At 60.6% G+C, this 14,287-nt stretch carries 10 protein-coding genes; 4 read left to right on the top strand and 6 right to left on the bottom strand.

What is annotated here, in order from left to right; genetic code table 11:
• Nucleotides 1-105: 105 nt before the first annotated feature.
• The 3 genes from U5G49_RS21810 to U5G49_RS21800 form a co-directional block, all read right to left on the bottom strand.
• Nucleotides 106-1,494, bottom strand: a complete 1,389-nt coding sequence (locus U5G49_RS21810) for an MFS transporter (RefSeq protein WP_018448388.1) — start codon at nucleotides 1,492-1,494, stop codon at nucleotides 106-108.
• 27 nt (nucleotides 1,495-1,521) lie between these two features.
• Nucleotides 1,522-6,297, bottom strand: coding sequence for an NAD-glutamate dehydrogenase (locus U5G49_RS21805; protein WP_193444525.1), 4,776 nt, complete (start codon nucleotides 6,295-6,297; stop codon nucleotides 1,522-1,524).
• 61 nt (nucleotides 6,298-6,358) lie between these two features.
• The gene (locus tag U5G49_RS21800) at nucleotides 6,359-6,601 is read right to left on the bottom strand and encodes a hypothetical protein (RefSeq protein ID WP_245498971.1); all 243 of its coding nucleotides are present in this window, start codon (nucleotides 6,599-6,601) and stop codon (nucleotides 6,359-6,361) included.
• On the opposite strand from U5G49_RS21800, the gene pdxY reads away from it, so the two are divergent.
• The 3 genes from pdxY (at nucleotide 6,573) to U5G49_RS21785 (ending at nucleotide 9,877) form a co-directional block, all read left to right on the top strand.
• Nucleotides 6,573-7,448, top strand: a complete 876-nt coding sequence (pdxY, locus tag U5G49_RS21795; RefSeq protein WP_026188562.1) for a pyridoxal kinase PdxY — start codon at nucleotides 6,573-6,575, stop codon at nucleotides 7,446-7,448. The two genes, U5G49_RS21800 and pdxY, sit on opposite strands and share 29 nt — an antisense overlap.
• A gap of 71 nt (nucleotides 7,449-7,519) precedes the next feature.
• The gene (locus tag U5G49_RS21790) at nucleotides 7,520-8,161 is read left to right on the top strand and encodes a carbonic anhydrase (protein ID WP_018244137.1); all 642 of its coding nucleotides are present in this window, start codon (nucleotides 7,520-7,522) and stop codon (nucleotides 8,159-8,161) included.
• Nucleotides 8,162-8,257: 96 nt separating this feature from the next.
• Nucleotides 8,258-9,877, top strand: coding sequence for a GGDEF domain-containing protein (locus U5G49_RS21785; RefSeq protein ID WP_193444526.1), 1,620 nt, complete (start codon nucleotides 8,258-8,260; stop codon nucleotides 9,875-9,877).
• A 50-nt stretch (nucleotides 9,878-9,927) separates the two neighbouring features.
• Here the strand turns inward: U5G49_RS21785 and U5G49_RS21780 are convergent, their stop codons facing one another.
• The 3 genes from U5G49_RS21780 to U5G49_RS21770 form a co-directional block, all read right to left on the bottom strand.
• Nucleotides 9,928-10,749 carry a lytic murein transglycosylase gene (locus tag U5G49_RS21780; protein ID WP_183619421.1) on the bottom strand — a complete coding sequence of 274 codons (822 nt, stop codon included), beginning with the start codon at nucleotides 10,747-10,749 and terminating at the stop codon, nucleotides 9,928-9,930.
• 274 nt (nucleotides 10,750-11,023) lie between these two features.
• A complete protein-coding gene (locus U5G49_RS21775; RefSeq protein ID WP_025396474.1) occupies nucleotides 11,024-12,058 on the bottom strand; it encodes an aspartate-semialdehyde dehydrogenase in 1,035 nt (344 codons plus the stop codon).
• 111 nt (nucleotides 12,059-12,169) lie between these two features.
• Entirely contained in the window at nucleotides 12,170-12,382 is a 213-nt protein-coding gene (locus tag U5G49_RS21770; RefSeq protein WP_130718359.1) for a hypothetical protein, read from the bottom strand.
• A gap of 87 nt (nucleotides 12,383-12,469) precedes the next feature.
• On the opposite strand from U5G49_RS21770, the gene U5G49_RS21765 reads away from it, so the two are divergent.
• Entirely contained in the window at nucleotides 12,470-14,224 is a 1,755-nt protein-coding gene (locus U5G49_RS21765; protein WP_130718357.1) for an alkaline phosphatase, read from the top strand.
• Nucleotides 14,225-14,287: the final 63 nt, after the last annotated feature.

Raw genomic sequence — 14,287 nt, 5'->3', positions numbered from 1 at the left:
AAATCGATTTAAGGATGAAATTATGCAGCAATTCAAAGTGCTACAGCGCCGCGCGTCTTAAAAGACGCGCGGCGCTGTAGCCGCCGGCCAGGGCAGAGCTGATTGCTATGCCCGATCGGCCGGATAGGGTGTGCGGAACAAGAGCACCAGTCCGCCGGCAAGAAACAGGATCAGCGTTGCCATCCCGAGCCGCGGTGATCCGCTCATATAGGTCATCAGCGAGAAGAGCAGCGTCGCCATGAAACTCGTGGCGCGGCCCGAAAGTGCATAGATGCCGAAGTAGCGGCCGGCTTCCTCCGGACTGACGCTGCGGGCGAGATAGGAGCGCGACGAGGCTTGCACCGGCCCGAAGGCGAGCCCGATCAGCAGACCGTAAAGGATATAGGCCTTTTCCGCCGCAGTACCGAAAAGGCCGCCGGAATCGGCGGTCGGCAGCGGCATCAGTCCGAACAGGGTGTAACCCGGTCCTGTCGAGATGATGCCGATGGTGGCGAGAAGCAGCATGGTGAGGCTGATGACGACAGTCACCTTCGAACCGACGCTCTTATCGACGCGCCCGGCGATCAGGCAGCCGAAGATCGCGACAACATTCAGGATGATGCCGTAGATACCGATCTCGATCGTCGCCCAGCCGAACATGCCGGCCGCGAAGATACCACCAAGGATCAGCAGGCCGTTGACGCCGTCTTGATAGATCATGCGGGCGATGAGGAATGTCAGGATGCCGCGGCGTTCTCTGAGTTCGCCAAGCGTGTTTCTGAGTTCTCGCAAGCCAGAGCGGACGGCGATGCCGAAGGGAAGACCCCTGCCGACGTCCGGCGTGAAGAAGAACATCGGCAGGATGAAGATCAGATACCAGACGGCCGAAATCGGCCCGGTGATACGTGCATCCTGGCCGGTCTCAGGATTAAGACCGAATAGCGGATCGAGACCGAGGATGGTCTTGCCGGTCTCGGGGCTCGCCGCCAAAAGCGTCACGACGGCAATGAGCACGATTATGCCGCCGAGGTAACCGAGACCCCAGGCGGTGTTGGAGAGCTTGCCGACCTCGTGCTTGCCGACCAGGCGCGGCATCATCGAATCGTTGAAGACGATCGAGAACTCAGCCGAGATCGAGGCGAGGATCATGAAAATGACGGGATAGACAACAGGCGAACCGGGGGCTGCGAACCACAGGCAGAAGAGGCTGGCGATCTTGATGATCGCGAAGAAGCCGATCCAGGGTTTGCGTGCGCCGGACTGGTCGGCGATCGAGCCGAGGACGGGTGAGAGCAGGGCGATGATCACCGAGGAGATGGTCGCCATATTGCTCCACGTCGTCTGCGCGGAAACCGGGTCATCGGTCAGGCGGGACACGAAATAGGGTCCGAAGATAAAGGTTGTGACCACGGTGAAGAAGGGTTGTGCTGCCCAATCGAAGAACATCCACCCCCAGATGCCCTTCTCCGTGGCCTTCGGCGGTTGCGTTCCTGTCCAGTCAATGCGATTCAACATCCGCTCCTTCTTTTGACGCGGACTGTCTCACCTCGCCCGGTCGCGCGCAAGATCGGTGAGGATACCTGCAGCAACGGTAATACGCGCAAGATTGGGATCGCCGCCGTCGCTGAGGCTTGAAAGCTCCTCGAGGATGCGGTTGATGCGGATGCGATCCTGCGCGTGCCAGGCTTGAACCGGAAGCTTTTCCTTGCCGTGATCGGAAAGGGCCGAGATGACGATGTCGCGCCTTGCGCTGGCGATCTGGTCGATGCTGCGGGCAAGCGCCAAATTCTCGTAATGGTCTGAGGTGAGGATCCGCCCGCCCGCCGCCAGCAATCTGCCGATACGGAAGGTCTGCGACACCGCGAAATAGTTTTCGGCGGCGCGCACCAGGGGCTCGCCGGTTCGTTCGGCAATCTGCATGATCTCAGGCACCAGCGCGAAGCTCTGCAGGTTGGCGATCTCGGCCGCGAGTTTCTCGGGCACGCCCGCCTGGCTATATTCCGCCTGGCGCGGGGCGGCATCGCCGGCCGACTGTTCGGCGAAGGCAGGCTTCAGTTTCTTCAGAGCGGCCTGCAGCCGGCTAATCACTTCTGCCATATCCGCCTTGGTCATGCCGGTCTTCAAGAGCAGCCGCGTCAGAACGGTAAAGCTATGGCTGATCTCCTCGTAGATCCGGTTCTGCATATCGCCGGAAACCTTGCCGTCGAGAGCGTCGGTTTCGGCCCAGAGCCGGGTCAGGTCGAAACCGTCGCGGGCAACGATTGCGGCGCGCACCACTTCCGGTGCCGAAGCTGCCGTCGCGTCCATCATGGCGACGGTGAAGCTTGGTCCGCCACGGTTGATCGCTTCGTTGGCAAGCACGGTCGCGACGATTTCGCGCTTCAGGCGGTGAGTGGTGATATCGCCGGCATTCGACTTCTGCATCTTCACAGGGAAATAATTCAAAAGCGTCGCGATGAAATAGGGATCGTCCGGCAGATCGCTTGCGGCCAGCGCGTCGAAGAGCACGATCTTGGCATAGGATACCAGCACGCCGATTTCCGGCCGCGTCAGCGGCTTGCCGGCTGTATAGCGTTCGGCCAGAGTCTGGTCGTCCGGCAGCGTCTCGACCTTGCGGTTCAGCTGGCCGGCGCCCTCGAGCACAGTCATGAAGCGGCCAAGCTGCAGACCGTTTGCCGTGCCCTTGCGTTCCGTCAGTGAGATCGCCAGGGACTGCAGGTAGTTGTTGCGCAGCACCAGGGTCGCCACTTCGCCGGTCATCGAAGAAAGAAGCTGGTCGCGTTTTGCGCGCGTCAGGCGCCCGTCGTGCATGGCGGCTGCCAACGCGATCTTGATGTTGACCTCGACGTCCGAAGTGTTGACGCCGGCCGAGTTGTCGATGGCGTCGGAGTTGCAGCGCCCGCCCTTCAGACCGTAGGCGATGCGGCCCTTCTGGGTAACGCCGAGGTTTGCGCCTTCGCCGATCACCTTGGCACGCACTTCCACCGCGGTGATGCGGATCGGGTCGTTGGCGCGGTCGCCGACTTCGGTGTCGGTTTCGGACGGCGCTTTCACATAGGTGCCGATGCCGCCGAACCAGAGCAGGTCGACCGGGCTCTTCAGGATCGCCATCATGATCTCGAAGGGCGTGGCTACGGCCTTGTCGATGCCGATCGCGGCAACCGCTTCCGGCGTCAGCGTGACCGATTTCGCGGCGCGGGAAATGATCATCGCACCCTTCGACAGCACGCTCTTGTCGAAATCCTGCCAGCTTGAACGCGGCAGGTCGAAGAGCCGGTGGCGTTCGGCCAGCGTCTTTTCCATATCGGGGTCGGGGTCGATGATGATGTCGCGGTGATCGAAGGCTGATATGAGCCGGATTTTGGGAGAGAGCAGCATGCCGTTGCCGAAGACATCGCCCGACATGTCGCCGACGCCGGCGACGGTGAAGGGCGTTGTCTGGATATCGATGTCCATTTCACGGAAATGGCGTTTCACGGTTTCCCAGGCGCCGCGGGCAGTGATGCCCATCTTCTTATGGTCGTAACCGGCCGAGCCTCCGGAGGCAAAGGCGTCGTCCAGCCAGAAGCCGGCTTCCTGCGCCAGTGCATTGGCGGTGTCGGAGAAGGTCGCAGTGCCCTTGTCGGCGGCGACGACGAAATAAGGGTCATCACCGTCGAGCCTGACCGTATCCTTCGGCGGCACGATATCGGCGCCCGATATATTATCGGTGATCGAAAGCAGGGTGCGGATGTAGGTCTTGTAAGCCTCACGGCCGGCATTGAAGATCTCGTCGCGGCTGCCGCCGACAGGAAGCTTTTTCGGATAAAAACCACCCTTGGCGCCGACCGGCACGATCACCGCGTTCTTGACCTGCTGGGCCTTGACGAGGCCGAGCACTTCGGTGCGGTAATCCTCGGCGCGATCCGACCAGCGAAGGCCGCCGCGCGCCACCTTGCCGAAGCGCAGGTGAACGCCTTCGACCTCGACGCCATAGACGAACATCTCGCGGAAGGGTTTCGGCTGCGGCAATCCGTCCACCAGATGCGGATCGAGCTTGAAGGCCAGCATCGGCTTCGGCGAGCCGTCCGGGTTCTTCTGGAAATAATTGGTGCGTAGCGTCGCATCGACGATATTGACGTAGCGGCGCAGGATGCGATCGTCGTCAAGGCTCGGCACGTTTGCAAGCTCGGTCTCGATCGCCTGATGCAATTCGGCAAGCTTCTTCACGCGAGCCTTCTCCGAAAGCCTGGTGTCGAGCGTGTCATGGAAGAGACGGAAGATAGCAGCGGCGACACCGGGATATTTGTCGAGAGTCGTTGCGATATAATCCTGCGAATAGGCGATGCCGGCCTGCCGGAGATAACGCGCATAGGCGCGCAGAACGTTCGTCTCGCGCGCCGAGAGCCCGGCCGAAAGGATCAGCCGGTTGAAGCTGTCATTGTCGATCGTGCCGGCGAAGGCGGCGACGAAGGCTTCCTCGAGGGCGGCGCCGTAACGCTGCAGATCGATTTCGCCGCCGTTGCGGGTCTCGAGTTCCATGTCGTGCAACACGACGAGTTTGGTTTCTCCATCAGCGGCAGGCACCCCGATGTCGAAGGTGCGTTCGCTGACGACATTGAAGCCGAGATTCTCGAGGAGCGGCACTCGGCGCGACAGCGCCAGCTGGCCGCCGGCGTGAAAGATCTTCAAGGAAAGGGTGCGGCCCAGTTCCTCCCGGCGATGGTAGAACTGGATGCGAAGCGGCTCGCCGGCGGCGCAGGCGCCGATATCGGCGAGGTCGGCCACGGTTTCCTCCGGGGTGAAGGAATCCTGGAAGGCTTGGTCGACGGATATCTTCGGCGCCTTGGCCCCGGCCAACGCCTCGAAACGGTCGTCCCAGCGGGCCGTGATCTCGCGGATCGCCTGCTCGAGCTTTGCCTGCGGAATGCGCGGCGTCTTGCCGCCCGAGCGGCCGATGATGAAATGCACGCGCGCCACGCCGCCTTCCGGGAAAGCCGGGTAATAGGCGGAGACACGGCCGTCATAGACAGTCTTCAGATAGGTGCCGATCCGCTCGCGCACGATCGAGTCATATTCCTCGCGCGGTACGTAGATGATCACCGAGACGAAGCGGTCGAAATGGTCGATGCGCGGCAGGACGCGCACGCGCGGCCGATCGGCCAAGTCGTTGATCTGTTCGGCAAAACTTGCAAGCAGCGTCGTGTCGATCTGGAAAAGGTCGTCGCGCGGATAGGACTCCAGCGTGTTGTCGAGCATGCGGCCGGAATGGCTCATCGGGTCGAAGCCGAAATGTTCCTTCACCTTCTCGATCTTGGACCGTAGCAGCGGGATTTCGGAGGCGAGCGAGGTATAGGCCGTGGAGGTGAAGAGGCCGACGATGCGCAGTTCGCCGGTGACGTTGCCCTCAGCGTCGAAGCGCTTGACGCCGACATAATCCATATAGGCCCGGCGATGGACGATCGATTTCACATTCGCCTTGGTGACGATCAGGAAGTCGGGGCCGTCGAGGAAGGCAAGGATCTCAGGCGTTGTCGTTACGGCGTCCTTGCCGGTGCGCAGCACCAGTACATCGGGATTGGAGAGGATGCCGAGGCCAGCACCCTTGTCGCGCTCGACCTTGGCATTGCTCCCCTTGCCGGAATAGACATATTCCCGCATGCCGAGGAACGTGAAATTTTCATCGCGCAGCCAGGTCAGGAAAGCGACGGCTTCGTCGCGATCGGCCTTCTTCCGGCTGGCGCCATTGGCCGCAAGCTCTGCGATCACTCCGTCGATCTTGGAAAGCATCGGCTTCCAGTCGGAAACCGACAGGCGGACCTGTTCGAGCACTTTTTCGATGCGTTTGACGAGATCGGCGGCCTGGGCGGAATTGAGCGGCGCAATATGAAGCTGGATATGGCTGACGCGGTTGGCCGGATCGCTTGGGTGATCGGCGGAATAAAGCGCCGGCGCCTTGCCCTTCTCCATGATCAGGATGGGATGCACGGCCATGAACAGGTCGCGATAGGTGCTCGTCACTTCGCCCATGACCGATTCAAAAAGAAAAGGCATGTTCTGGTCGGTGACTGAAAGCACCGAGACCGCGATGCCGTCCGGCGTCACATCGGCAATGGTGTCGATGCCGACACGAGGCACCTTACCGTTCCAGGCGGCGAGCTCCTTTGCCGAATGCACGGCGGAGAGTGCCAGCATCTCCGGCGTGTAGAGTTCGAGATCGTCATTGCTTGCCCGGCCGAAGAGAATTTCCGGATCGAGATGCGCTTCACCCGTCGCCTTGGCGATCTTGCGCGCGCTTTCGATCTGCTTTTCCCGTTTCGGATTGTTTCTGGCAGCCATGGATCGCCTCCCTCAATGTCTGATTTTTCGCAAGCTAGCAGAAGATTCTTCGAAAAAATCTCTAAAAGAGCGGTCCGAAGGATTGTTTTGACGCTTTTTGGCGCTGGAAATGAGAAATTGTAAGAGATTTTCCGCTTTCGTCGCCAAACGAAAGGGAAAGTCCCGTCTCCCGGTTTTTCGTCCCGGCGAACATTTCCACGCTCGCATGAAGAATGGTTGACAGTGTGGCGTCAAAAAGATCATCAAACGCGGTCATCATTCGGATCTTGGGTATCATGTCGGAAAATGCAGCGGGCGCAGTCATCGTCATTTCCAGCCATGTGGTGCGTGGCTCGGTCGGAAACCGGGCAGCCGTCTTTGCATTGGAGACGCTCGGTCATCCGGTCTGGGCCATGCCGACCATCGTGCTGCCCTGGCATCCCGGCCACGGCCGCTCGACGCGATTGACCTTTGCGGAAACGGATTTCGACGCGGCGATCGACGATTTGATCCGCGCGCCCTGGATCGGCGAAGTCAAGGCGGTGCTTTCGGGCTATTTCGGCAATGCCGCCCAGGCGCGCTCCGTCGCTCGGCTGATCGGTGCGCTCCGGCAAAACAATCCCGAGCTGCTCTATGTCTGCGATCCCGTCATGGGCGATCTCGGCGGCCTTTACGTGCCGGAAGCAACTGCAGAGGCTATTCGCGATCATCTCATTCCGCTTGCCTCGCTCGCGACGCCGAACCGGTACGAGCTCGCATGGCTTTCGGGGGCGGCCCTCGAAGACAACAGCACGATCATGGAGGCGGCGCTCGCGCTCGGACCATCGCGCATGCTCGTCACTTCAGCCGTGCCGATGATGGCAGGCGGTACCGGCAATCTTTATCTTTCCGGTCGCCACGCGCTTCTTGCCGAGCACCGTGTCGTCGAAAACCCGCCGAATGGTCTCGGCGACCTGCTCGCCGCCGTTTTCCTGTCGCGCCTGCTTTCCGGGCTCGAGGACGAAAAGGCCCTGCAGCTTGCCACCGCCAGCGTCTTCGAGGTGCTTGCGCGGGCCGTCAAGCGCGGCAGCAACGAGCTGATGCTGGCAAGCGATGCTTCCAGCCTTTCGACGCCGATGGCCATGGTGCAGATGCGCCGGCTTGTGCACCCGGCGCAGCGGCGGAAAAAGTGACGCATCTGCCAATATGTTCATTTTGCGGTGCAGCAGTTGATCTTGTCGTCCGCGCGCGCTAATCCAGAAGCATGCAGCGTTTTCCAAACCCTCTTCTGGACGGCTATCGCAACTTCATGAACGGGCGCTATTCCGACGCCCGCGACAGGTATCGGCAGCTTGCCGAAAACGGTCAAAGTCCTCATACGCTTGTCATTGCCTGTTCGGATTCTCGCGCGGCACCGGAGCTGATCTTCGATGCCGGCCCGGGCGAGCTCTTCGTCATTCGCAACGTCGCCAACATGGTGCCGCCCTACGAGCCGGATGGCCATTTTCATTCGACGTCGGCCGCACTCGAATTTGCCGTGCAGGTGCTGAAGGTCTCGGATATCGTCGTGATGGGTCACGGCCGCTGCGGTGGCATCCGCGCTGCGCTCGATCCGAATGCCGAGCCATTGTCGCCCGGTGACTTCATCGGCCGCTGGATGTCGCTGGTCAAACCTGCCGCCGAGCAGATCCAGAGCAACGACGTGATGACGGCCGCCGAGCGGCAGACGGCGCTGGAGCGTGTCTCCATCCGCAATTCAATCAACAATCTCAGAAGCTTCCCCGATATCAAGGCTCTCGAGGAGGCGGGAAACCTTCATCTCCACGGCGCCTGGTTCGACATTTCGACCGGCGAACTGTGGGTCATGGACGCCGAGACACGCGACTTCATTCGTCCCGAAATCTAGGGACATGCCGGTTTATCACTTTTTTAAGGATTGTTGTTAAGCTCGCCGTCAATTGGTCGGGTACGACCGAGGTTTTGATCACCGTGGCGATTGGCGATGAAGTTCGAAACCATCAAAAAGGTTATCCTGGCCGCTATCATGCTGCCCTTCGTCTTCATGCTCATCGAAGGCGTCGTCGTCATACGTTCTTCGGTCACACAATACAGGAACCTCGAAAAGGACCGGCAGTTCGCCGATGTGCTTGCCCGTGGCGGATCCATCGCCGCCACCGAGATCCTGAGTGAAATCGGCGCCACCCGCCGCTACCTCGCACGTCCCAACAGCCGGACTGCCGCCGACATGTTGCAAAGCCGGGTGACGCTCGATCGGGAACGCCGCGCTTTTTATGCCACCCTGCCCTCCCGCGATGCGCTCGACGAGGGGCTCGTCGGCGAATTATCGATTCTCAGCCTTGCCTACAGCCGTATCATCGCTGCGCGCAGCGCCGTCGACCAGGGGCGTTATACCGGCAGCGATCCCGGTTCCATATACTGGTATGCGGCTCTCAAGCAGCTTGCTGTCGTCGATGCGCTCTCACCGCTGATCAGCGATCCGGTGCTGCTTGAGAAATCCAACCAGCTGATGGGCATCCTGCTGACCTATTACGGCGAAAGGCTGATTACCGGCGTTGGCACCCGCCACCTCGACCACGGCGTTTCCGCCAGATTGCCGGTAGAGCTCTTCGTGCAGGGCAAGGTCATGCTCGGCGAGGGCATGGATCACATGGTTTTCCATTCTTCCGCGCCGATCGTGCGCGACATCGTTGCCTATCTCGGCCGCAGCGGCCAGGTGAAGGCGAATGCGATCACCGATGCCATTCTCGCCGGATCGCGGCCGACACGGACCGTGCATGACGTCTGGGCCGCCGCGCAGAGCGAACGCATGACCTTCCTGCAGCAGAAGATGATCGAGGCCGCAAAGGATATTCACGAGACCGGCGAAAATCTTTCCATGCGCTCGCACATTCACCTGACGCGGATCCTGGCGCTGTGTGCCGGCCTGCTGATTCTCGCCACATTGGTGATGGTGCTGGCGGCAAAGGGGCTGCGGCTGATCGACCGGCTGACGCAGGATCGGGAGGCGCTGGTGGGCGAGTTGCGTAGCGCCGCCCAGACCGATCTTCTGACCGGTCTTTACAACAGGCGCGGCTTCGAGGTCGCTGCATCCGCGCTTCTGACACAGGCCGAGCATGGATCACGCTGGATTTCCGTTGTGCTCTTCGACCTCGATCATTTCAAAAAGATCAACGATATCAACGGGCATGACGCCGGCGACGCCGTGCTCCGGCAGGTCGCGGGCGTTGCACGTGAGAATTTTCGTTCCTTCGATCTCTTGGTGCGCCATGGCGGCGAGGAGTTCCTGGCGCTTCTGCCGGATTCGACGCCTGACGATGCCGCAATCGTTGCCGAGCGCGTGCGGCTGGCGATCGAGGCGGCGGAAATCCCGTTGCCGAGCGGCGATGTTCTTAAGGTGACGGCGAGTTTCGGGTGCGCCGGACGGCCAAATGAAGCCTCCAACCGGAACTTCGAGGATCTGGTCAAGCGCGCCGACCTGGCGCTTTATGCCGCCAAGGCCTCCGGCCGCAACTGCGTCGTCTCGGGACCGACCCTGCCGGCCCCGGCCCAGGAGGAGCGACGCAAGGCGGCGTCGGGCGGCGGCTTTGATTTCCGCAAATGAAAAACGCCGCATGTCGCAGCGGCGTTTCGGGTATGGGTGTCGATGAAGGCTTATCTGCCGTCGATTTGCTGACCGATATAGGCGATCGCCTGCTGGTAGACGCTGGCGGCGTTCCAGCCCTCGATGGCGACGAAATTGGGCTCTCCTGGCTGATAGCCGGCGCCGGCGCGCCAGCCATGGCCCTTGAGGAAATTCGCTGTCGAGGCCAGCGCGTCGGCGCGGGAACCGACCATGTCGACGCGGCCGTCGCCGTCGCCGTCGGCGCCGAAGCGCACGACATTGCGCGGCAGAAACTGCGTCTGGCCGATTTCACCATGGGCGGCACCCTTGGCCTGAGGGCTCAGATACCCCTCGGAGACGAGTTGGAGCGCGGCATAGAGCTGGTCGGTGAAATATTCAGAACGGCGGCAGTCATAGGCCAGGGTCGAAACAGCCGACAGCGTATGCTGGTTGCCCATATAGCTGCCAAAACCGGTCTCCATGCCCCAGATCGCAATCAGCGGGCCGGCCGGAACGCCGAAACGACGCTCTATCGAGGCAAAAAGCGCCTGGTTGGCGGCCTTCATGCTGCGGCCGCGGGAGATGACCGTGGCGCCGCCGCGTTTCTGCATGAAAGCGTCGAAGGAGAGCTTGAAGCTCTTCTGGCCGCGGTCGGCGGCGATCGTCGGCTTGTTGTAATTGACGTTGGCGAAGGCGCGGTCGAGGACCGAGCGGCTGACGCCGTTTGCCGCCGCTTCCTGCTTGAAATCGGCGACCCAGGCAGTGAAACCGCTGCTATTATTGCCGCATTGGGCGCTCTGGGCCGCTGCCGGCAGCGCGTGGAGAACGCCGGCTGCCGTAAACGCCGCCAGAAGGAATGTTGTCATGCGCATGAGGAACCCCGCTCCGGTCTGCTGAAGCGCGCCGCGGCCGATCGGGACCATGCGACGCGCCTTAAATCTTCGTTCTGTTCATGTCGTTGCCCTAAAACCGCTACACGGTCTCGGGCGGCATAGCTTGGCTTGACGCCGGGCAGAATGCCAGCCGAAGGCGATTTTGTCACGATCACCTTTTAGTAAGCGCTTATGGATAGAGGGCGCCTACGGCTCGGCAAAAAGCCCTGCCTTCATCAGCAGGGCTTTAGCATATTATGGTTTACAAATGGTATCAGGCGGCCTGCTTGCGCGGCTTGACAAGGCCGCGATTGACGAGCAGCTCGGCGATCTGAATGGCGTTCAACGCAGCACCCTTGCGCAGGTTGTCGGAGACTACCCAGATATTGAGGCCGTTTTCGACCGTTGCATCCTCGCGGATGCGCGAGATGTAAGTCGCATCCTCGCCCGCCGATTCATATGGCGTGATGTAGCCGCCGTCCTCGCGCTTGTCGATGACGAGGCAGCCTGGTGCATCGCGCAGGATGTCGCGGGCCTGGTCGGCAGTGATCTCGTTTTCGAATTCGATGTTGACCGATTCCGAATGACCGATGAAAACCGGCACACGCACCGCCGTGCAGGTGACCTTGATCTTCGGGTCGAGCATCTTCTTCGTCTCGGCCAGCACCTTCCATTCTTCCTTGGTGTAGCCGTCCTCCATGAAGGCGTCGATGTGCGGGATGACGTTAAAGGCGATACGCTTGGTGAACTTCTTGTTCTCGATCGGATCGGCGACAAAGACGGCGCGCGTCTGGTTGAACAGCTCGTCCATGCCGTCCTTGCCGGCGCCGGAGACCGACTGGTAGGTCGAGATGACGACACGCTTGATCTTGGCGAAGTCGTGCAGTGGCTTCAGCGCCACCACCAGCTGGGCGGTCGAGCAATTCGGATTGGCGATGATGTTGCGCTTGGTGAACTGGCTGATGGCATCCGGGTTCACTTCCGGCACGATCAGCGGCACGTCGGCGTCGTAGCGCCAAGCCGAGGAATTGTCGATGACGATGCAGCCCTGCTGGCCGATCTTCGGCGAGAACTTCTTGGAGACCTCGCCGCCGGCCGACATCAGGCAGATGTCGGTATCGGAGAAATCGTAATTCTCCAGATTGGAGACCTTCAGCGTCCGGTCACCGTAGGAAACCTCGGTGCCCTGCGAACGCGAGGAGGCGAGTGCCACGACCTCATCGGCGGGGAAGCCTCGCTCGGAGAGGATGTTGAGCATCTCCCGGCCGACATTTCCGGTCGCTCCCGCAACTGCTACTTTGAAACCCATTTCTCAAGCTCTCTTTCTCTTCTCTCCTCTTGTCCGGTGAGGGGAAAGGCGCGATTAATCGCGTCTTCCTGTCCCCAGCCGAGCCGGGGAGAGAGCGGCAGGCCAGAGACGTCAGACGGTTTTCGTCGTCGTTTTGGCCTTGGTTTTGGCAGAAACCGGAACGGCAATGTCCACCCCGGCAACCCGTGCCCGGTCATTGCATTCGGCAATGGCGTGTTCGTCGCGAACCATGGAGATTCCTTTTCCGATGTTGCTCTTAGAAGGTTTTCCACAGGAGTCAAGGTTTTTGCGCTCAGAGCCCGCAGGCGAAAGCTGCCGCCGCAATGCTGCGACGTTTTGTCATGCCGCTGTCATCCTCGGGAGGTATCCCGGCCCGGTTGTTAATGTCTGCAACGAAAACGGGGGTTTTCCATGCGTACGCTTCTTGCCGCCTTTGCGGCTACCACCATCCTTGCGGGCGCCGCTCAGGCGACGACGGTCTATCCGCTTGATCGCGCGACGATTCTTGCCGGTTCACCGTTTGATTTCAAGGTCGAGCTCAACAAGCAGGTCAAGCCTGAAGACGTAAAGATCACGGTCAATGGCCAGGACTACAAGACCGTGCTCGGGGGCGAGGCGCAGTTCGTCGAACTGGAAAAAGGCAAGGATGACAAGGCTCTCGGCTCCGCTATCCTGCTGCGCGGCCTGAAGATTTCCGCTCCGGGCGACTACAAGATCGAAGTCGCGGCCGGAGACGAAACGAAGTCCGTCACTTGGAACGTTTACGAAACAGCAGCCCAGCCGAAGGCCAAGAACATCATTTTCCTGCTGGGTGACGGGCTTTCCGTTGCGCATCGCACCGCTGCCCGCATCATGTCCAAGGGCATGACTGAAGGGAAGGCGAATGGCCGCCTGAATATGGACGATCTCGAGCGTATGGCTTTTATCGGCACGTCGGCGACGAATGCCGTCGATACGGATTCGGCCAACACCATGTCGGCCTACATGACGGGTCACAAGACGGCCGTCAACGCGATCGGCGTTTACGCGGACCGTACGCCGGCCTCGCTTGATGATCCGCGTGTTGAAACCTTCGCAGAAGCCGTTCGCCGCCTGACCAAGAAGTCGATCGGCATCGTTGCAACGGCCGAGGTTGAAGACGCCACGCCGGCGGCGGTTGTTTCCCACACCCGCAACCGCAACGACAAGGCCGACGTCGTCGGCATGCTGCTCGACGTCAAGCCGGAAGTTCTCCTTGGCGGTGGCTCGGCCTATTTCCTCGGCAAGGAAGTCCCCGGCTCCAAGCGTAAGGATAACCAGGACTACATCAAGCAGTTCCAGGATGCCGGCTACAAGCTTGCGACCGACAAGAACGAGCTCGCAGCCAATGCATCGGCTGAAGGCAATCTCCTCGGCCTCTTCCACACCGGCAATATGGACGTCACGCTTGATCGCGAGTTCCTGAAGAAGGGCACCGTCGACAAGTTCCCGAACCAGCCGGGTCTCGTCGCCATGACCAAGGTTGCGCTCGACCGCCTTTCCAAGAATCCTGATGGCTTCTTCCTGATGGTCGAAGGCTCCTCGATCGACAAGATGTCCCATCCGCTCGATTGGGATCGTGCCGTTATCGAAACCATCGAATTCGACCAGGCCATCGGCGTTGCCCGCGAATTCCAGAAGGCCCATCCGGACACGCTGATCGTCGTCACCGGCGACCACACGCATGGCGTATCCATCATCGGCACTGTCGATGATGAGAAGCCCGGCACGGAAATGCGCGAAAAGGTCGGGACCTATGCCGAGGCCGGCTTTCCGAACTACAAGGACGAAAATGGCGACGGCTATCCCGATAAGGTCGACGTCAGCCGCCGGCTGTTCCTGAGCGCCAATAACGGCCCCGATCACTACGAGACCTTCCGGCCGAAGCTCGATGGTCCGTTCGTTCCTGCCGTCCAGAATGAAAAGAAGGAATATGTCGCCAACGAGCAGTATAAGGATGTTCCAGGCGCGGTCTTCGTTCAGGGCAATATTCCGAAGAGCGGCGATAGTGGCGTCCACGCCGTCGACGACGTCGTCCTGCAGTCGGCAGGTCCTGGCGCTGAAGGCTTCCATGGTTACATGGAACAGAGCGACGTCTATCGCGTGCTCGCCGACACCTTCGCTCTCGGTGCCAAGCAGACGAACTGATCTCTAGATGCGGATGATTTTAGGCCGGATCGGCCTAAAATCTGAATCCGCATCTAAATCAAA

The sequence above is a fragment of the Rhizobium indigoferae genome, assembly GCF_034554815.1.
GTDB lineage: Bacteria > Pseudomonadota > Alphaproteobacteria > Rhizobiales > Rhizobiaceae > Rhizobium > Rhizobium leguminosarum.
Note: the sequence above shows the minus strand (reverse complement) of the source record. Positions and strands in the feature narration are given on the sequence as shown.